The 20,704-nt window shown below is 44.5% G+C and carries 15 protein-coding genes; 14 read left to right on the plus strand and 1 reads right to left on the minus strand.

The window, feature by feature from the left end; genetic code table 11:
- The first annotated feature begins 4 nt into the window (after positions 1-4).
- From gmd to ABY436_RS05040, 14 genes are all read left to right on the plus strand, one after another.
- The gene (gene gmd, locus ABY436_RS04975; protein ID WP_372737916.1) at positions 5-1,120 is read left to right on the plus strand and encodes a GDP-mannose 4,6-dehydratase; all 1,116 of its coding nucleotides are present in this window, start codon (positions 5-7) and stop codon (positions 1,118-1,120) included.
- 58 nt (positions 1,121-1,178) lie between these two features.
- A complete protein-coding gene (locus tag ABY436_RS04980; RefSeq protein WP_372737917.1) occupies positions 1,179-2,138 on the plus strand; it encodes a GDP-L-fucose synthase family protein in 960 nt (319 codons plus the stop codon).
- 96 nt (positions 2,139-2,234) lie between these two features.
- A complete protein-coding gene (locus tag ABY436_RS04985) occupies positions 2,235-3,281 on the plus strand; it encodes a hypothetical protein (protein ID WP_372737918.1) in 1,047 nt (348 codons plus the stop codon).
- A complete protein-coding gene (locus ABY436_RS04990) occupies positions 3,278-4,297 on the plus strand; it encodes a glycosyltransferase family 10 domain-containing protein (RefSeq protein WP_372737919.1) in 1,020 nt (339 codons plus the stop codon). The genes ABY436_RS04985 and ABY436_RS04990 overlap by 4 nt, the downstream gene beginning before the upstream one ends.
- Positions 4,298-4,318: 21 nt before the next feature.
- Entirely contained in the window at positions 4,319-7,156 is a 2,838-nt protein-coding gene (locus ABY436_RS04995; RefSeq protein ID WP_372737920.1) for a glycosyltransferase, read from the plus strand.
- 105 nt (positions 7,157-7,261) lie between these two features.
- Positions 7,262-9,517 carry a glycosyltransferase family 2 protein gene (locus ABY436_RS05000; protein ID WP_372737921.1) on the plus strand — a complete coding sequence of 752 codons (2,256 nt, stop codon included), beginning with the start codon at positions 7,262-7,264 and terminating at the stop codon, positions 9,515-9,517.
- 3 nt (positions 9,518-9,520) lie between these two features.
- Entirely contained in the window at positions 9,521-11,716 is a 2,196-nt protein-coding gene (locus ABY436_RS05005) for a glycosyltransferase (protein WP_372737922.1), read from the plus strand.
- Between the two features lie 12 nt (positions 11,717-11,728).
- Positions 11,729-12,691, plus strand: a complete 963-nt coding sequence (locus ABY436_RS05010; protein ID WP_372737923.1) for a glycosyltransferase family 1 protein — start codon at positions 11,729-11,731, stop codon at positions 12,689-12,691.
- A complete protein-coding gene (locus tag ABY436_RS05015) occupies positions 12,692-13,693 on the plus strand; it encodes a hypothetical protein (protein ID WP_372737924.1) in 1,002 nt (333 codons plus the stop codon).
- A complete protein-coding gene (cysQ, locus tag ABY436_RS05020; protein WP_372737925.1) occupies positions 13,680-14,525 on the plus strand; it encodes a 3'(2'),5'-bisphosphate nucleotidase CysQ in 846 nt (281 codons plus the stop codon). The genes ABY436_RS05015 and cysQ overlap by 14 nt, the downstream gene beginning before the upstream one ends.
- Positions 14,515-15,645: a hypothetical protein gene (locus tag ABY436_RS05025; protein WP_372737926.1), complete on the plus strand. Its 1,131-nt coding sequence runs from the start codon at positions 14,515-14,517 to the stop codon at positions 15,643-15,645. The genes cysQ and ABY436_RS05025 overlap by 11 nt, the downstream gene beginning before the upstream one ends.
- Before the next feature lie 5 nt (positions 15,646-15,650).
- On the plus strand, positions 15,651-17,108 hold the full coding sequence (locus ABY436_RS05030; protein ID WP_372737927.1) for a hypothetical protein: 1,458 nt from the start codon (positions 15,651-15,653) through the stop codon (positions 17,106-17,108).
- 81 nt (positions 17,109-17,189) lie between these two features.
- On the plus strand, positions 17,190-17,945 hold the full coding sequence (locus tag ABY436_RS05035; RefSeq protein WP_372737928.1) for an SDR family NAD(P)-dependent oxidoreductase: 756 nt from the start codon (positions 17,190-17,192) through the stop codon (positions 17,943-17,945).
- A gap of 49 nt (positions 17,946-17,994) precedes the next feature.
- Entirely contained in the window at positions 17,995-19,548 is a 1,554-nt protein-coding gene (locus ABY436_RS05040; protein WP_372737929.1) for an LTA synthase family protein, read from the plus strand.
- Here ABY436_RS05040 and ABY436_RS05045 read toward each other — a convergent pair.
- On the minus strand, positions 19,514-20,704 hold a 1,191-nt coding region (locus ABY436_RS05045), incomplete at its 5' end, for a capsule biosynthesis protein (protein WP_372737930.1). The genes ABY436_RS05040 and ABY436_RS05045 overlap by 35 nt on opposite strands.

Consider the following 20,704-nt stretch of genomic DNA (forward strand, 5'->3'; position numbering starts at 1 on the left):
TTGCATGAAAACAGCACTAATTACCGGCGTCACTGGCCAAGACGGCTCTTATTTGGCAGAGTTCCTTTTAGAAAAAGGATATGAAGTACACGGTATTAAACGACGAGCTTCATCTTTTAATACACAGCGTGTAGATCATATTTATCAGGATCCACATGTAGACAATAAACATTTTATTTTGCACTACGGTGATTTGACAGACTCATCCAACTTGACGCGTATTCTTCAGGAAGTGCAACCGGATGAGGTCTATAACTTGGGTGCGCAGTCGCATGTGGCTGTGTCATTTGAATCGCCTGAATATACGGCTGATGTAGATGGTATGGGTACTTTACGTATGCTTGAAGCCATTCGTTTACTCGGACTTGAGAAGAAAACACGTTTTTATCAAGCCTCCACTTCCGAATTATATGGTTTGGTGCAAGAAACTCCTCAGAAAGAAACAACCCCGTTTTACCCTCGCTCTCCTTATGCCGTGGCTAAAATGTATGCATTTTGGATCACAGTTAATTACCGTGAATCTTATGATATGTATGCTTGTAATGGCATTCTTTTCAACCATGAATCACCGCGTCGCGGTGAGACTTTTGTGACACGTAAAATTACCCGTGGACTGGCCAACATTGCACAAGGCCTAGAAGAATGTCTGTATATGGGTAATATAGATGCTTTGCGGGATTGGGGGCATGCAAAAGACTATGTGCGTATGCAGTGGATGATGTTACAGCAAGACAAACCCGATGATTTTGTTATAGCAACCGGCGTGCAGTATTCAGTACGTGAATTTATTTCATGGACTGCGCAGGAGCTAGGTCTCACTTTGGACTTTGAGGGTGAGGGTGTCGACGAAGTGGCTGTTATTAAGTCAATTCAAGGCGACAAAGCACCCGCACTGAATGTTGGCGACATTATTCTACGTGTTGATCCTCGTTATTTCCGGCCTGCAGAGGTTGAAACATTATTGGGTGATCCAACTAAAGCAAAAGAAAAATTAGGCTGGGTGCCTGAGATTACAGCTCAAGAGATGTGTGCGGAAATGGTTGCTGCAGATCTGGAACTTGCTAAGCGCCACGCACTGTTAAAAACACATGGGTATGATATTCCAGTATCGGTAGAGTAAATAGTGTTATTGAAACGACCAGTACCTGTGCTGGTCGTTTTTTATTTATGAGGATTATATGAAAAGAGTATTCGTTGCCGGGCATAACGGCATGGTGGGATCAGCTATCTTGCGTAAATTGAATGACTCCACTGATCTGGAAGTGATCACTTGTAGCCGCGATGAGTTGGATTTGACTAATCAATCAGCTGTGCACCATTTCTTTGCAGACCAATCAATTGACCAAGTCTACCTGGCCGCCGCAAAAGTGGGCGGTATCATTGCTAATAATACTTATCCTGCAGATTTTATTTATCAAAATTTAATGATAGAAGCGAATATTATCCATGCAGCTCATGTTAATAATATTCAGAAGTTGTTGTTTTTAGGTTCAAGTTGCATTTATCCCAAGTTAGCAGAGCAACCCATGTCAGAAAATGCGTTGTTAACAGGATTACTCGAGCCGACTAACGAGCCTTATGCTATTGCCAAGATTGCAGGCATTAAGCTTTGTGAAAGCTATAACCGCCAATATGGTAGAGATTACCGCAGTGTTATGCCGACTAATTTATATGGCCCAAATGATAATTTTCACCCGGAAAATAGCCATGTAATCCCAGCCTTGTTGCGACGTTTTCATGAAGCGAAGACCGGCGGTGCATCAGAGGTGGCCGCTTGGGGGAGTGGGTCTCCGATGCGCGAGTTCCTGCATGTTGACGATATGGCAGCAGCTTGTATTTTTGTTATGGATCTTGATGAGTGTGCCTATGCTGCGAATACTCAGCCGATGCTCAGTCATATAAATGTAGGCACTGGTGTTGATTGTACAATTAAAGAGCTTACAGAAACCGTTGCCAAGGTAGTTGGCTTTAATGGCGATATTGTTTGGGATACTAATAAGCCTGACGGTGCGCCACGCAAGCTAATGAAAGTCGATCGGTTAAAAAGATTAGGCTGGGAGGCCGCTATAGATCTTGAAGGTGGTCTAGCTAATGCCTATCAGTGGTTTTTAGATAACCAAAATAATTTTAGAAAATAATTTATTGGGGCAGTCCTTAACAGAAATGAATTTGAAAGACTGCTTGTAAGTATATAACGAACTAGTATCGATTGAGGATGCTGCAAATTACTAAATATGATACTAAATAATACGCAGCAATGGGGTGGCGCACGCCTCGAACAAAAGGCATTTGAAAAGATTGCTGCTGTTCAGTTAAATGCATCAGCTACGCGGGCTTACTTAGCGTTTCCCTGGAGTGAGTTAATTACGGCATTGGAAAGCAATGAGCCGCTGCAACAGGAATTACTCGCTTCTTTGGATCTTTTGCAGCATCAAGCTAAAGATTTTTTACAAATCGCGAGTGTCTGTCAGCACCCTCGCGCGCTACGTTATGCCTCATTGTTTGAGCGTGTTGGCGTTACGCATCTTTTCTGTACTGATTTACGAGGAAGGTTTAGCGATAGTGACTATGCTTTTATCGTTTTACCTTTTCCGAAATACTCCTTTTCACACCCTTTACAAGCGTGCGGCAATGATATTGAACAATTATCTATTAGCCCCGCATTAAAAATGATTATTGAGATGCTTGACGCGTTCCATCAAGAGGTCGGTTGTCATATATTTTCTCCTTGTGGATGGGGTGCGGGTTTGTCTTTGGACAGTCTTTGGCAAGTTATGGAAGATGGATTTATACCTCTAGTTCCAAAAACCGAACTAACTTTGCCTGGTCATCCGAAGCTATGGAGCGCCGCATTATTCTCGGTTAATCCTAACCATCTGGATGCAGATTTGTTGTTATTACAGTTGAGGCAGCTCATTGATGGAAAAAAACAATTAGACCAAAAAAGAGAAGCAATTCAGCAGTTAATGTTCTTATATGGCTCAGAAGTCCTAATTACTGACCTGCTTCATTTTTTTGTGGAGCCGCATGATCTTCATTCTTCTTCGTTATATTTCTCTCACCAATTAATTTATTTGGTTGAGGAAGAAGTGCCTGATGAGTTTTTTTTATTAAGCCTTTATACTCGATTGTTAGTTAATTATGATATGACTTACAATGAAGTGCAGCATGATGCACGGCTCTGTTATCATGTATCTACACAGTTAAAAAAATATTGTTTTAGTAGAGTGGCACGGAAAATAGTCGCGTTAACGGAATCAAAAGGTTGGTATCTTAATTGAATATCTACTTGATGGGGCGTCGCTCGAATAAAACCCCATTCTATTACTCCACATATAAAAAATTGCTCAAACGCTTTTTTATTTTCTGTAGTAAACCCGAGCAAGCTGATGTACTTGTTTTCGCTACTTCTGCAGATTTTTCATCCTGTGCGGAAATCATTTTTCGCTGTAAGTCTTTAAACTCGAGGCTTCATATAGTGGTTGTCAGCGAGGAACCATATTGGGATACATTATGGGGTGGCGATTTTTCTAAGCGCCATCAACAAGTAGAAATTGAGGGAGAGACAGTAAGGTATACTTACCTGAATCACAGTTCTTCAAATTTGTTTGCTTTTGATAAGATTCCTTACTTTATTACAACTGAGAATCATTTTTTTACACGTTATGCTTTATTGTTTTCCAGAAATACTTTATTAAATGCGAGTGATATCAAAAAACGCTGGGCGTCTTATCAATATCATTATGCGGCAATGGCACAGTACCGGAAATCGGAAAATCATAATGAATCTTGGGATGAAATAGGCGTATATGGGCTGTCTGATTTGCGAACACGATTAACCGAGGCGATGTTATCAAATAAGAGCTTTGTTATGGGTAAGGGCTGGCCGGACAGTCAAGTTCGTCAAAGCTTGGCAGATTGGCATCTGGATAAACTTACGTGTTTGGATCAAAAAAGTCGGTTTATTTCTGCATTAGAGAATACACATCAGATTAATTATATATCGGAAAAAATAATTGATGCTTATGCTTTATTAAGTGTTCCTGTGTATTTTGCCAGTGAATTGCATCGCATACATCAAATAGTACCTCCTTCGTCCTTTATAAATATGTATGCTGAAGATGTTGATAGCACAATCATGAAAATGCAATCTTTTGAATTGCAACAGGATTTTATTAACGATTATCTACAAGCACAACGTGATCTGAAGCATCTATTCGGAGACGTGCAGCACCTTGAGAATGAACGCGAGCGAATGTGTAACGCGTTAATTAAAGAATTTGAGTGTCTATCATGATGACTTATAAAGATAAACGTAATGCATATAAATAATATTAAACGATTCTTTGATGAAAAATTCTATCTAAACACATATGCAGATGTTGCAAAGGCGGATGTAGATGCTTGGCAACATTTCGAAACTTTTGGATGTTTTGAAGGGCGTTATCCCTGTAGCCTGGAGTCCATTAAACTGGAAAGTGACTTGTGGTGCAGCACTCAACCTCTTCAAGCTGCAGACAAGCTTAAATCTATTACTACACATACGTCATTAAATAAATTAGACGCTGCACTCGCTTCCTGGGTTTTAGCTCGTTGGTACGCCAGTATTGGTGAATGGCAACCTGTGGTAGATTATTTGCCACAGTTTTTTTCTGAGCCATGCACCAGATTAATAGTGCCTCATCAAGGACCGTGGTTGTTGCTTTTTACTGCATATTATCAATTAGGTGATATGCAGCGGGCAGCCGAATTGCTATTAAACACAGAGTGGCCAACTGGCCCGGATAAGCAATTAGCCCGTTCTATGTTACAGCAGGGTAGTGCGAAGCTAAATGTACTGAATGAGATTTGGCATAGTGCAGGGGTTTCAACTTTACCTGTTAATGCATTTGCGAAAGAAGTTGTTTCGTTGGATACCATAGCTCCCAAGTGTAAAGCTCAGTCTACTTCTTTATTACATAAGCTGCCGCGTTTACGGCAGCTAAAAAAAGTCACGGTTATTATTCCTTGTTTTAATGCAGCTAAAACAATAAATACCGCAATCTCAAGTTTATTGTCGCAAACATGGCAGAATCTTGAAATTCTGGTTGTAGATGACTGCTCTACTGATGACTCGGCTACAGTTATAGAAGGGTGGGCTAAACAGGATAAACGCGTCCGTTTATTGCGTCATACAGTTAACCAAGGCGCTTACGCTGCACGCAATACTGCATTACTGCAAGCTAAAGGTCATTTTATAACAGTTCACGACAGTGATGATTGGTCGCATCCTGATAAGCTCAAATCTCAGGTGCAGGCATTGTTAACAAACTCCGCGCTGCAGGCGAGTGTTTCCCATTGGGTACGCTGTGATAATCAGCTTAACTTTCAGCGTTGGCGTATGGAAGAAGGCTGGATTTATCGGAATATATCTTCATTGATGTTTCGTTCAGGAGTGGTAAAACAAATAGGTTTTTGGGATCGTGTTTCTGTGAATGCTGATACCGAATATTTTTACCGTATTCAGCGCGTATATGGCGAGAAGTCTATTGGTGAGGTTTTGTTCGGTGTGCCGCTGGCATTTGGTCGCGTGGATGCCTCCTCTTTAACACAGCAATCTTCCACGCATCTGCGTACGCAGTTTTCGGGTGTACGGCGGGATTATCATGATGCGGCTATGCAATGGCACCAGACTGCATCACAAGAGCAATTATTTCTTTCAGCATCACCTACTAAAAGGCCATTTCCTGTACCGTCTCTGATTTGCAGAGGCGAAGAGGAGCAAAAGGCGCATAACGATCAGCTTTTGTTGGCAGACAACCCTTTATTTGATCCTGAGTGGTACCTGGACAGGTATCCCGATATCCAAGATTCAGGCTCAGAGCCACTACAGCATTATTGTTTACACGGTGCTGGTGAAGGTCGTGATCCTAGCCCGTTTTTTAGTACCAGTGGCTATCGGTGTGCGCACAGCTTAGATATGTCTCAGAATCCATTAGTATATTGGCAAGAGCAAGGGGACACTATTTCATCGGGTATTCCTCACTTAAGCGGCGCAAAGTCTTGGGTTGATGATGCGCCTGCATTGTTGTTATGCGGCCATTTAGTCAGCCAGCAGTGGTTTGGTGCAGAGCGCAGCTTTTTGGATGTGATAACTGCGTTATCGAGCAGAAACATTAACTTGCTTGTAGTTTTGCCTTCTGCATTATCGTCTGCTTATGTAGAGGCGATCCGAGCTGTGGTGCAAACACTGGTGATTGTGCCTTATCAATGGTGGCATCAGCAGCGAGCCCCTGATCTTGCGGTTGTCGAGTCGTTTAAAGCGATAATACAGCGCTATGCTGTGGTTCAAATGTATGTGAATACATTGGTTTTATCTGAGCCTTTAATAGCAGCAAAAAGTTTATCGGTGGTGCGCGTTATTCATGTACGAGAGCTGCCACCAGCTGATAAGGCATTATGTGAGGCGTTAGGCGCATCTCCCGATGAAATAAGGCAACACCTGCTTGCGAGCGCAGATAAGTTTATTGCGAACTCAAATACAGTTGCCTCTTATATTGACGATAATCGCTGTTATATATTGCCCAATATGATCCACTCTGCTGAATATGCTATTAACCCAATGCCGTCGTCAGAGCGATTGTCGGTAGGTATGTTGAGTAGCAACTTACCTAAAAAAGGCTTGTTGGATTTTGTGGCCTTAGCAAAGTGGTGCGAAGAGCAAAAGGTATCTGCAGATTTTAGCTTGTACGGCCCCGATAATGAACATATAAAGCAGCTGCAAACTGACGGCCAGTTCCAGGGGAATTTGTTTTATAGAGGGTATGTCGAAAAGGCCACGACGGCGTTGGCTGAATTGGATATTGTTGTTAATTTATCGCATTTTCAGGAGTCTTTCGGGCGAAGTGTATTGGAGGCTATGGCGGCTAAGCGATGTGTGATTGGTTACCGTTGGGGGGCGCTCCCAGAATTAATTAAACCTGAGTGTGGTTTTTTAGTGCCTTTTACTGAGGTAGAATCTGTAGGCCGACAGATAGCCTGTTTAGCAGAAGACCGTGACTTATTACATCAAACCGCTGAAAAGGCGGCTTTAATGGTGACAGCGACATACGGAGAAGATGCTTTTAGCGCTAAGATTTTTTCTAATGAATCGCCTTTTTCATCTTTATTACATTAAGCCCTATTATATTAAAAGAGTACTTAAGATCTTGTTCTTATTTTAAGTGCGGACAACAGATATTGGCTGAGATAGAGTCTGTTGTTAAACAAACGGAAAATACGCTTGAAAATTGCTATTGCTGCTATCGTCAAAAATGAAGCACCTTACCTGTTGGAATGGATTGCTTATCACCGTGTGATGGGTGTTACCCATTTTTTAATCGCTAATAATGATAGTACGGACGAAACACCTGTATTGCTTCAACAATTACAATCGTTAGGCCTAGTGACAACGATAGACTTCCCGACAACCGGTAAGACTAAACCGCAGTTACCTGCATACCAAAAGCTTACCTCGCTTTGCCCGCAATCCATTGATCTGATTGCCTTTATTGATGCGGATGAGTACTTAACGGTGATGGATGATGCGCATACAACGCTGAATCCGGTTGTTAACCAATTATTTGTAGACCCGTCTACGTCTGCCGTTGCTATGAACTGGGCTTGCTTTGGTTCTGCTGGGCATTTATTCCGAGAAGAGGGGATGGTGATTGAGCGCTTTCATCGACAGTCTGCTGCAAAATTTACTGCTAACTTAAATTACAAAACAATCGTTCGTCGCCAGAGTATTATTAATTTCCGTAATCCGCACCATGTGAATATAAGCGGGGGCGCGTATCTGAACAGTGGCGGGGAACCGCTGGCGTTCGATACTAATAAACCAGGCGTTTCGAAGGCACTTGTTTGGGATAACATTCGTGTTAATCATTATGTGACTAAATCGTTAGAAGAGTTTGTCGTTGGGAAGTCGCGCAATGGCAGTGCTGCAACAAAAGGGCGTGTTAAGCATAAGCAGTATTTTCTCAATCATGATCGTAATGAAGTGGTCTGGAGTCATTCTGCACTTATGATTGATGCGGTAAAGAATGAAGTTGAGCGGTTAACGCAACAGCTTGAATGTATTTCGCTTCCTTCTCGATCCCTTTCTTTTTATGAGCGTACTCGTAGTATTGCAAATACGGTTAGTGAAGGGTGCCGTGTATTAGCGGTACCCGCTACTGGTAAAGAGATCCGCAAGGTCGGCATTTACAAATGGCATCTGGATTCACCTGCCGATACTATGCCTGCGCAAACGGATGATCGAGGCTGGCTTATCCGTGGCTGGTTAATAGCTGAGTCGCCTCAACCGGATGTCAAAATAGTCCTTAAGGCTGTCGACGGTTGGGAATGGCAGTTACCGCTGTCTATCAATAGGCCTGATGTGACTGATGAGCTAGAACGGCCAGCATCGCAGAGCCGTTGTGGGTTTAGTATGGTATTACCTCGCCGGTATAGTTCAGTCGATATATTTGCGGTTGTTGATTCAAAACGGATTCTTTTACGTAAAATCACGTTGGGTAAGCATCCATGCTCTGATGAGAAACCGCTGGTATCGGCTATTAAAGGTGAAGAGGGTTATCTTTTTTTGGATAACGACTCCAATGCTAGTCTTGATCAGGCGCGGGGTTTTATTCAACTAAGCCACGCGGCTTTTGTTGGCTGGCGTCATTTTCTGCATGAAGTGAAGTTATTGAGTCAGCGGCTTCATTTTCAATATGCTTATTTATGGGTGCCCGGGAAAGAGATTGTTTGTGCTGATCAATACCCGTTTGAGCCATCGGAAAACTATTTTATTAATAGGTTGTTAGCGGAGTTGCCTATTACCGAATCAGTTGTTTACCCATTAGATCAGCTCAGGGCGTTAGAAAATGCATACTTAAAAACTGATACACACTGGACGCATGCTGGCGCATTGGAAGGTTTGTTGTGTACTTGTTCGCAGTTAGGATTAGATCGGAAGATAGTAGAGCCTATCTTTGCAGGAGACCCGTATCAAGTGTGCACACACACCGGTGATTTAGGGAATAAGACCGATCCATTTACCACGTGTGAAGCATCTTATTTTAGTGGTGAAGGTTACCGTCCGTTTCGGGTGTTTGATAATGCGATGCCGAATACGGGTCGTATGATAGTGATGGAAAACTCAACAGCATTGTACAGTGCTACCTGTCTTATCTTTGGCGCCTCTTCAAGTTATTCATTTTTAAATTATGCATACCGTATTTTTGAGAAAGTGGTCTTTATTCATAATTCAGGCAGTATCGATCCTGATTGGTTAAGCTATCTACAGCCTGAATATGTGATCAGCCAAACCAATGCTCGATTTGTTGTTAAACCCCCGACGCTTAGTTTTTCACATGTGAAATCAGTCAAAGAAAAATGGAAAAAGTTATCACCAGCGCTGCAAGAAAGTGTCAAAGAGAAAATTATTATTGCTGATGATGTGCTCACTCAGTTTCCTTTTTATGCGCAGTTTTTGCCATGCGAAGTCAGGAAATAATTAATGTCTATGTTGGATGTGACTTTTAGCCTTGGCTCTCAGGAAATAAACAGCCTTAGTGCTGAAGAAATAAATAGCCTTGAATGGTTTGATGTAAAAAAAGACAACGCTCTTGCTTGTACGATTATTAGGACGGATGGTAAGCCATATCCAGCAGGTTGGTTGCTGCTAAGAGCCAAGCTAGAGAGAGAGGGCGAACAATTAGAGGCGACGCTTAGTTATACGGATATTGCTGGTGAAGTTGTTGAATTGGATTTGCCGATAAGCCTTAAGGGTACATTACTAGAGCTGATTGAGCTTCCATCTGATATAAGGCAGTTAATGTTGCAACCTATGCGCGGAGCAGGGCGATTTAGGGTTTCACAGCTGAATGTTAAACATATTGGATGGTCTGAACGTGTATATCGTATGTGGGGCAGAGTCGTCTCGATATTTGAACATCATCCTTATGATCGTTTATATAAATCAGGTCTGCGATGGTATACACCGCTATTAAGCTTGAAAAAAGCTTATGAGTTATCGGCTGGTTTTCGCGCCTATAGTCCTGTGATCCCTTACGATAATTGGATTGCGCGTTTTGATGAGCTGGATGAACGTGATATCAGAAAGCTCAAAAAATCGGTCAAACGTTGGGTGAACCCTCCTGTTATAGATTTATTGCCCCTGGGTGCTGAAAAGGGTTCTGAAAACCTTGTTAAAGAAGCGGGTCTTGAATCACAATTTTATTCTTTTTTTAATGTAGTTTTACCGAATCAGCTACAAAACGATTGGGTGTTGTGTATGCAGCCAGGTGTGGTCTTAAGGCCTCATGCTTTGTATTGGTTTGCCGCGGCTATTGCAGAAAACCCGGATACGGCCGCTTTTTACAGTGATCACGATCTGTTATCAGCAGACGGCACTCGTTGTGAGCCTTGTTTTAAACCCGACTGGTCGCCAGAGTTGTTGTTAGCCGATCCTTATATCGGGCCCCTGATACTTATCAAAAAAGAGCTACTTATTAAAAAGCAGCTACTTGTTCAGCAACGGACTAAGCAGCAGAATGAAATTGATAATGTGTCTAGTGCCGCTCAACCCGACCAAGCCAGCGAGTTAACTTGCTATCAGTTGGCATTGGCAGTGCTTGCAGCTACACGTGTCTCTGGTGCTTCAGGTTCTTATCAGCAGGTCGTACATATACCTGCGGTGCTTTATCATTGGCAAGAGGATGCAGAACAGGCGGATAAAGCCAATCATGCGGCACGATTGAACGATGTTCGTCAGTTCCTGCAAGCAGCAAAGATTGACGCGCAGGTTGATTCTCTGGCGGGCCGATATCATAAGATTGTCTACCAACCTGTTGAAACACCGCTGATTTCGATTATTATCCCTACACGCGATACATTACATCACCTCGAACGCAGTGTTATCAGCGTTTTAGAGCAGTCAACCTATCGCAATTTTGAGATAGTGATAGCCGATAATCAGAGCTGTGAGCCTGATACCCACGCTTTTTTTGATCGGGTATCTGAATACGAGAATGTTACAGTAGTGCCTTATGATTTTGCGTTTAATTATTCATCGATCAATAATTTTGCGGTAAAGCATTCGCGTGGTGAGGTGATCCTGCTTTTAAATAATGATACTGAAGTTATCTCAGATAATTGGATGGAAGTGATGCTCGGGCAGTTACAACAGCCGAACGTGGGGGCTGTTGGCGTGAAGCTGCTGTTTGGTGATCGACATGTGCAACATGCGGGCGATGCTGTTGGGCCTGGCGGTTGTGCTGATCACTTTCATTCTCGTTTGGCAGAAAATGCGCCGGGCTATGCCGGGCGGGCTATTCTGGCCCAGGACTTGTCGGCAGTGACTGCGGCCTGTTTGATGGTTACCCGATCGTTATGGGAGCAGCTTGGTGGCCTGGACGAGAAAAATCTTGCGGTGGCTTTCAATGATGTTGATTTCTGTTTGCGCGTTCGTGAGGCAGGTTATCGGGTGGTTTATACGCCTTATGCAAAACTTTATCATCATGAGTCAGTCTCGCGTGGTAAGGACGATAGCCCTGAAAAAGCCGCCCGGGCTAAAAGGGAATCTGATTATATGCGTAGCCGCTGGAAGCACATTATGAATCATGACCCGTTCTATAACCCTAACCTTAACTATTCTCGACCGGACTTTAGGCTGAGCAATGCGCCTATGGTTAATAAACCATGGCTTAAGTAGGGTTGATAAAGCATGTCTGAAGTAATGAAGAAAAATACTACCCCAGGGAAGTTTTTTGTCGTTGAGGAGCGCCCGAATCCGACGACAGATCTCTATTTACTGCCTAAATTGCTGGCGAAAAGAATAGAAATGGTTAAGTTGTCTTTTGATGATTTACCCCCTGTTAAACAACTGCAGGGCGCTACCGTTATTTTTGTACGCTATGTGCCCAAAAAGTGGAAATTGTTTATCACAGCGCACCGTGATGAGATTCGCGATGTTGTTTTTTTCATGGATGATGATCTGTTTGATTTGCGGGCCACAAAAGGTACGCCGGTTAAATATCGATTTAAGCTGGCCCGCTTAAGTACGACACGTCAACCTTGGTTGAAAAGTATGAGGGCGCAGTTATGGTTATCGACACCGCATCTTATGCAAAAATATGCAGACTGGAACCCTGTGCACGTGTATCCACGTGCTATGGTACGACGACGTGAAATTGTACAGGTGTTTTACCACGGATCGTCGAGCCATCAACGTGAAATACATTGGCTTTATGAGGTGATGAAGGCGGTGTTGGCCGAAGAAGAAAATATTGCTTTTGAGATCATTGGCGGGCGGGAGGTAAATAAGCAGTATAAATCTTTGCCTCGTACTACAGTGTTACATCCTATGAATTGGTTAACTTATAAAACCTTATTATGTCAGTCAGGCCGGACAATAGGATTAGCGCCGTTACTGGATGAGCCGTTTAATCATGCGCGTTCTTATACTAAGTTCTTCGATATTACTCAGGCGGGTGCTGTCGGCATTTTTGCAAAAGAGTCACAGTTTGCCGAGGTAGTGGAAGATCAGGTCAATGGCAGGTTAGTTGAGATGGATAAAACTGCTTGGGTGGCTGCGATTCTTGAATTAGCCCGGTCACCCGAAAAGCGTACCGAGATGTATCAGAATGCGCTGAGCGAAGTCGATCACCTTGTTGAGCATGAGATCTAAATGCTACTGACATTTTCGCAGGGTATAAAGCGCATAAGCGGTTTAACCGCTTTTTTAGGTTCGCCTGTTCAGTATCGCTATTCGTTGCATGCAGGCCGTCATTATTCTGGTGTCGTTGGTTGGGGTTTCAAACCAACCTCGGTAAAAGCCCAAGCTTACGCTAAAAAGCATGATCTGCCCTATATAGCACTTGAAGATGGTTTTCTTCGCTCGGTAGGCTTAGGGGTGAATGGTGCACCTGGCCGTAGTATGGTGTTAGATTTTACCGGTATTTATTACGATGCTACTAAGCCCAGTGATCTTGAGTCTCTGATTCTAAATGCGAATTATACATCTGAGCAGTTAGAGCGTGCCTGTGCTGCTATCGCTTTGATAAAAACACATCGGCTATCGAAATATAACCATGCGCCTGATCGTTGCCCTGGTTCCATCAGAACTGACTTAAAGAGTAAGGTAAAGAGTGACGTAAACAGTGAACGAGTCTTGGTTGTCGATCAAACCTATGGTGATGCTTCCATTGAGCTTGGTTGCGCGGATGCGGCTAGCTTTGAGCGTATGTTATTAAAGGCTATTGGGGATAATCCTGATGCTGAGGTGGTAGTAAAAACCCATCCGGATGTTGTGGCTGGGAAAAAGCAGGGTTACTTACATCATCTGGCTTTACAATTAGGCTGTACGCTTTTATCAGAAGATGTGAATCCGTGGGCGATATTGGACCAGGTTAATAAGGTGTATGTGGTCACGAGCCAGCTGGGTTTTGAGGCATTGATGGCCGGCAAAGAAGTACACTGTTTTGGCATGCCTTTTTACGCAGGCTGGGGGCTGACGACCGATTTGCTGATTTGCGAAAGGAGGGGCCATAAGCGTTCATTGGCTGAGGTGTTTTATGCTGCCTATATAGAGTATTGCCGTTATCTGGATTTACAGGATTTCACGTTAAGTAATATTGAAAACACAATAGCTGCATTAGCAGAAGAAAGAGGCGTTAATGGTAATTCTTGATAGTCAATTAATGGCCGGTTTGCTTTCATTGGCTCGTAAAGCCGGAGGTGAAATACTCTCTTATTATGAAAGTGATTATCAGGTTAACTACAAAGGCGATGCCAGCCCATTAACCGAAGCCGACTTGGCCGCTCATCATATTATTGTTGATGGACTTGCCTCATTGACGCCTGATATTCCCGTATTATCTGAAGAATCAGATTATGCCGTTCAATCACAACGCTTGAATTGGACTGAGTACTGGCTGGTTGATCCGTTAGATGGCACGAAAGAGTTCATCAAAAAAAATGGTGAGTTTACGGTCAACATCGCGTTGATTCGTGATGGCGCTCCTGTTTTTGGTGTGGTGTATGCGCCCGTACCCGATGTGATGTATTGGGGAGACGTGGGCAAGGGGGCTATGAAGCAAACTGGCGCTGCACTGCCTGTTTCTATTCAGGTTGCAACGCTACCATTAACAGAAAAAGGCTGGCGTGTTGTCGGTAGCCGCTCACATCAGTCAACACGCTTTGCGCAGTTTATGCAATGTCTGCCCGAAGCCGAGATCATGCCCGTGGGTAGCTCACTCAAGTTATGTTTAATTGCAGAAGGCGCGGCTGATCTTTATCCTCGCTTTTCGCCAACCAGTGAGTGGGATATCGCTGCAGGCCAAGCTGTTTTAGTCGCTGCCGGAGGAGAAGTTTTAGCGTTGCCCTCTTTAAAAGCACTTACCTACAATACCCACCCGGATACACTGATTAACCCCGATTTTGTTGCTTGTGCTGAAGAGAGTCATCACTGGCGAGATGAGATTCTTGATACAACGAAGGGTAAAGACTCTTTTGGAAAATAAACGTGGTTTGGGAAATAATTGTGCTTTGAAAAGCAAGTCCGGTTTGGGAAGTCAGCGTGACTTGGGGAATAAATGTGATAGCTGGATCGCTATTGGCTTTTCCTCCTGGAAGAAGAAGTTCATTCCGGATTTTTTAGGTGCTGGTGCTCAGATAAAATTTTTGTCTGCCAAACGATTGTTCGCCGCCAGAAAACGCTTGTCTTCAGAAAACGTCATTGTCTGGTCCAGTCGTCTTACTCCTGAGCTTGAACGTTTTTGTGCAGAGCTTAATTTGCCATTGTGGCAAATGGAGGATGGGTTCGTGCGTTCGGTTGGTTTGGGTGTCGATTTGGTTCGTCCGATATCTTTGGTTCTTGATGCTACAGGTATTTATTATGATGCGTCTAAACCCTCTGATTTAGAAACGATACTGAATACGCATGATTTTGACTCAGCCTTCATTGAAAGGGCTGAGGCTGTCATGCAGATGTTAATTGCCGGAAAGATTTCAAAATATAACGTTGGCAATACTTCTGTTTTAGATCTGCCAACAGATAAACGCATCCTGTTAGTACCCGGGCAAATTGAGACAGATGCCTCTATCTTAAAAGGTTCTCCTGATATTCAAACTAATGCGGCTTTGTTAGCGGCTGTGCGGCAGAGTAATCCAGATGCTTTTATTATTTATAAACCGCATCCTGATATTGTCGCGGGTGGCCGGGATGATTCTACCCTTCATACGTCGCAACCTTTATATGATCTTGAAGTGATCGATGCTTCCATTGCTAATTTATTCGATCAGATAGATGAGTTGCATACCATGACATCTTTGGCTGGTTTTGAAGCGCTATTGCGAGGGGTTGATGTCGTCACCTATGGGCTACCTTTTTATGCGGGCTGGGGGTTAACCAAGGATCGCTTAGTGTGTGAACGGCGCGCACGGCAACTGAGTATTGAGGCCTTAGTTGCTGGCACGCTGCTACTTTATCCTGTTTATATCGATCCACTGACAAGAAAGCCCATCAGCTGTGAGGAGGCACTTGAGTGGATCGCCACTAATATTGATCAGCCCGTCGGCCCCAGTTGGTTAACTCAGTCAGGTCGTTTTTTTAAACGAGCTTTGCGTATGAAACAAGGCTAGCCTGAATGAAACGTGTAGGCGCTTTTTCTATCGGTATTGCCAGTATTTTGCATCTTGATAAAGTTCTCGATGCTGAGCTGGTCTATTTGCCGCCTGCCATGCGTAAGCGTGTTAAGTGTGATGCGATCGCGGGTTGGGGGATGAAGCCTTCGGCGGCGGCTGCCCGGCAGTTTGCTAACAATCATGATTTACCCTATATCGCGCTTGAAGATGGTTTTTTGCGCTCGCTGGGGTTGGGTGTGCATGGGCATCTTGAACACAGTTTTATTGCCGACTCTGTCGGGATTTATTATGACGCTTCGCGACCTTCCGCTTTAGAAGAATTAATCCTGGCTTCATCTCAACTCGATGCTATTGCCTTAGAGCAATCAAGCCAGGCTATTCAGCGATTAGGTCAGCATCGGTTGAGTAAATATAATGCCGCACCTGATTATCCCGTGTCGCGCCTGCAGGCCGGTGCTGCCGTGTTGGTGGTAGATCAAACCTACGGCGATATTTCTGTTCAGCTTGGCCAGGGCTCACCTGAAACTTTTGTGAAAATGCTGGAAACGGCTGTGGCTAATCATCCGGATGCAGAGATATTAGTTAAAGTGCATCCGGATGTGCTCGCAGGGAAGAAGAAAGGCTATCTTTTAGAGTGCGCGCAGCAGATGAATTGCACGCTTATTGCTGAGGATGTTAATCCCTGGGCTTTTTTTGATGTGGTTTCTGATGTGTATGTCGTGACCAGTCATATGGGGTTTGAGGCACTCGTGGCGGGCAAAAAAGTACATTGTTTTGGCATGCCCTATTATGCAGGGTGGGGGTTAACGCAAGACTACCAAACCTGTGAAAGGCGCAGCCGGCCGCGTTCGTTGGAACAAGTATTTTATGCTGTTTATGTTCAATATTGCCGCTACCTGAATCCTTACACCGGCCAGCGTTGTCAGTTGGAAGATACGATTGAGCTGTTAGCGCTGCAAAAACGTCATTTGGAAAAGTATCGCGGGCGCTGGGTTGCCCTTAAAATACGCGCTTCAGAGCGTAAAATGCTGAAACGCGTGTTGGGTTTCGGCGTGACGCTTGAGTTCAGAAAGCGTGCCAAAAATCTATCAGGCGGGTCATCGCCAGACATCCAGCTCGAGCGGGGTTATATTCTTAAAGATATCGCTTCTACCGATTTAAAAGTTAATGACGTTGTATTAGCTGCCAGTGATAACAAAACAGTGTTAACGGTAAAGCCAGGCTCGCTTCAATTGAAAGGGTTGGGTAGTGGTTTGTTATATCCATTATCAATTGAGATCCATGAGAGGGTGGCTGGTCAGTTGAGTCTCGATTCAATTTATATCGATCCGGAAAGTGGCAATATTATTGATGTTGAAACAGCGACTCAGTTACGTAAACAGTGCTTATCTTACTTCGCGGGTGTGAGCATGTGGTCACGCTGTAAACGCCTTACACGTTATCTTTATCTCATTTTATGAAATGGGTTTCCGCAATCACCTGTTTATAAGAACGGCATTGATAGGCACTGTATTAATTAGCATAGGATTAATAAGAACCGTATGAAAATTGTGATCACCGGTGCAACGGGTTCTATCGGTGGCGCGTTGGCACGCGCTTATGCAAAAGACGGGCACTCTTTGATTTTGCAGGGACGCAAAGCCGATCAACTCTCTGTGCTAAGCGATGAGTGCACGGCGCTGGGGGGTACGGTGTCGCTGGTCAGTTTTGATCTGGCTGGTCTTGAACAGACACGCCGCTGGTGTGATGAGCTACTAATCGATGGCGTTCCCGATCTGGTTTTTGCCAATGCGGGGATGAATATTAATACCGGTGATGATCAATCGGGCGAGCAATGGCAACAGATGGATGCGTTGCTGGATTTGAATGTTAAGTCGACCTTGATGCTGGTGCATCACATGGCGCTGGCCATGAAAAATCAAGGTTCAGGGCAGTTGGTGATAATGAGCTCACTGGCTGCTTATTATGGCTTGCCGGTCACGCCAACTTACAGTGCCAGTAAGGCCGCACTTAAAGCTTATGCAGAAGGTATTCGGGGGTGGTTAGCGCCGCATAACGTTGGCGTGACGGTGGTGATGCCGGGGTATGTCTCATCGCAGATGTGCCATGAGATGCCGGGCCCTAAACCGTTTATGTGGCCTCCCGAGAAAGCGGCGCGGATCATCAAGCAAGGGGTGGCTAAAAACCGCGCCCGTATCAGTTTCCCTTTTCCGCTGAATTTCGGTTGTTGGTGGCTGGCGGTTTTACCGGCGGCGATCTCGCAGCGCATTGTTAAATGGTTAGACTATGGTGGATAAGGGCATGGCGGATAAGTACATGGTTTATAAGTTAATGGTGGATAAGTAAATGCTGGTTGAGAGCATAGTGGCAGTATTACTTTTCCCTATTTTAACAGGACTGATCGTTACGTTCGCGATGGAGTTTCTGTTGCAACCCACGGTCGTTTGCTTTTGGCGGCGCCCGTTCAATACCTTTTGTTTGCATCTGGGTAGTTTTCTTCTGCTTTATTGTGCAGCGCTGTTGTTGTGCTGGCGTCCCTGGTTTGCGCTGTCGATTGTGTTGTCGTTTCAGCTTTTATTAGTCTTAGTTAACAATGCTAAATATCATTCGATGCGCGAGCCGTTTCTTATTTATGATTTTGAGTACTTCACGGATGCTATCAAGCACCCGCGCTTGTATCTGCCGTTTTTTGGTATCTATAAAGCTATTTTGGCGGCTATCGGCTTTGTCGCTGTGGTGGTGTTGGCGATGATTATTGAGCCTTCCTTATTGAATTCAGCTGGCGCTTTTTATTGGCTCACTATGGTTACAGGGTTAATGATTATTGCATCTGTATTGCTGTGGTTAGGCGTGCGCCTTAACAAGACAACCATGACGTTGCAGCCTGAAGATGATTTTGTGAAGGTCGGGCTTGTTTCATTTTTGTGGCTCTATGGGATCGAGCATATCAGGCATCAACCGATAGATCGTTCGGTTAACTGGGAAGATAATTTTAAGAGTGAAGCAGAGCCGCATCGCTTCGCCAATGTGGTGGTTGTGCAGAGCGAATCTTTTTTTGATGCCCGTAAGGACTACGATGTGCTAATTGCAGATATGCTGTCGCAGTATGATGATATTTGCTCTGAGTCAGCCCAGTTCGGCCGTTTGTCGGTGCCGGCCTGGGGGGCCAATACGATCAGAACCGAAAGTGCTTTTTTGACCGGCCTTGAAGCCGGCCATTTTGGTGTGCATCAGTTTAGTCCGTATCGTTATTTTATGAAAAATGAACAGTACACCCTGGCGCACCTGCTTAAAGAGAAGGGTTACCGTACTGTGTGTATTCATCCGTATCAGGCGAGTTTTTATATGCGGGATCTGTTGTATCCGCAGTTAGGTTTTGATCACTTTATTGATATTAACGCGTTTTCTGATTCACAGAAGCAAGGCCAGTATATCGGCGATATTGCGGTGGCAGAAAAGGTTGGCGAGTTGCTTGGGGAAACCCAACAGCCCTTGTTTATATTCGTCATTACGATGGAAAATCACGGCCCACTGCATTTAGAAAAGCCGGACTCTGTTGATCAGCAGTTGTTCTATAAAAATAAAAAGCAACCTGAGGGCTGTGATGATCTGACCGTGTATGCGCGACATCTGAGTAATGCTGATCAGATGGCGTCGATGTTGCGTCAGCAGTTGCAAGAGGATGTAAGAGAAGGGGTGTTGTGCTGGTATGGTGATCATGTGCCTATTATGGCTGATGTTTATCGCCGCTTAGGTGAGCCGAGTGGCCTGACCGATTACTTTGTCTGGACGACGACATCGGAAAATCAGCAGCAGCCACTTGCAGAGAACATCGCTATCAAGGTTTCAGGTCTGGTGCCATTAGTTACGCGGCAGTTAAGCCGTTTGGCTTCTTTGTGAATTCATCCGGTGTATGCTGCTGCAATAGTTGTGTCAGTGGGCAGACGGGCATTTTAAGTCGCTTGATGGCTTCATCAACGCCAATGTTTATACCCGCAGCGCTGTAAAATCCGCCATTGATCTGGGTCGTATGAATCACGGTATTACGAAATAGCCTGAACAGTTTTCCGTCTGGTTTTTTTGTATCCAGCCAAAACTGATCCAGGGTGCACTGCGCCGTTAGCCCGGCGAGATTGAAAATAGGATCTGATAGTGTCAGGGTTCTGCAACCGTGGATTAAAGCAGAGCTACCGACGGTACTGTTAACAGTGATAAGCCCTTCACAATGATTAAGCAGCGTGGGCAGGTGGCCACTTTCCAGATATATTGTCCTTCCCTGAATGCCCAGCGCTTTTTCTAAGTCTGATATGATTTTTCTGAAATCGGTAAATCCGGTATCCAAAGGATGGTTTTTTATCAGCAATATCGATTCTTGCGGTGCATAGTGGGCAAATGAACGCATCACCTCTGCTATGACGGCCGCCATATTGCCGTAAGCTGAATGGCGTTGGATCTGGCTATCGCTGTCTAGCTGCAAGGGCAGAATGTAAAAGCGCTGTTCGCTGCCAAGCAGTCTGTCGATATGTTTTTTATCTTTGTGTTCGTAAAAGGGCATTTTTGAGAATCGATAACCCCAGCCTGCAAGCTCAATACCCGAAATGTGCGGGCGGTGTGTACGATAGCCTGAATACAGAATGGGATTAAGCAGGTTGGGCAGATGGTAGCCTATCTCATGAGCCGCCAGCATAAAGGTAGGATTGTTAACGCTTTGGCCATCCTGATAAGCGGGGATGTCTTTACCTACTTCGCTATACCAGCCCGGATCTTTTGGCAGACGCGAGTGTCCGTTGATGCCATATTCTTCCATGGTCAGCCAGTTTGGCCGAAAGTATCCCTCTTCAAAGATATGCAGACGGATAGCATATTGTTTTGCGAGCGCAATGGCGGGTGCGTTTACCGGGCGGGTATCGCCCAACATGATGATATCGGTAATGGCATGTGTGCTGAGTTTATCTTCCAGGTATTCCGGAAATTGCGCCGCATCTGCACGAAAGTTCCAGGCAGGTTTGTTTCTCCAGTAGACGTAATCTCCGGCATTGAAATTTATCCGCAGGAC

It is taken from the genome of Neptunomonas sp. (genome assembly GCF_041601355.1).
GTDB lineage: Bacteria > Pseudomonadota > Gammaproteobacteria > Pseudomonadales > Balneatricaceae > Neptunomonas.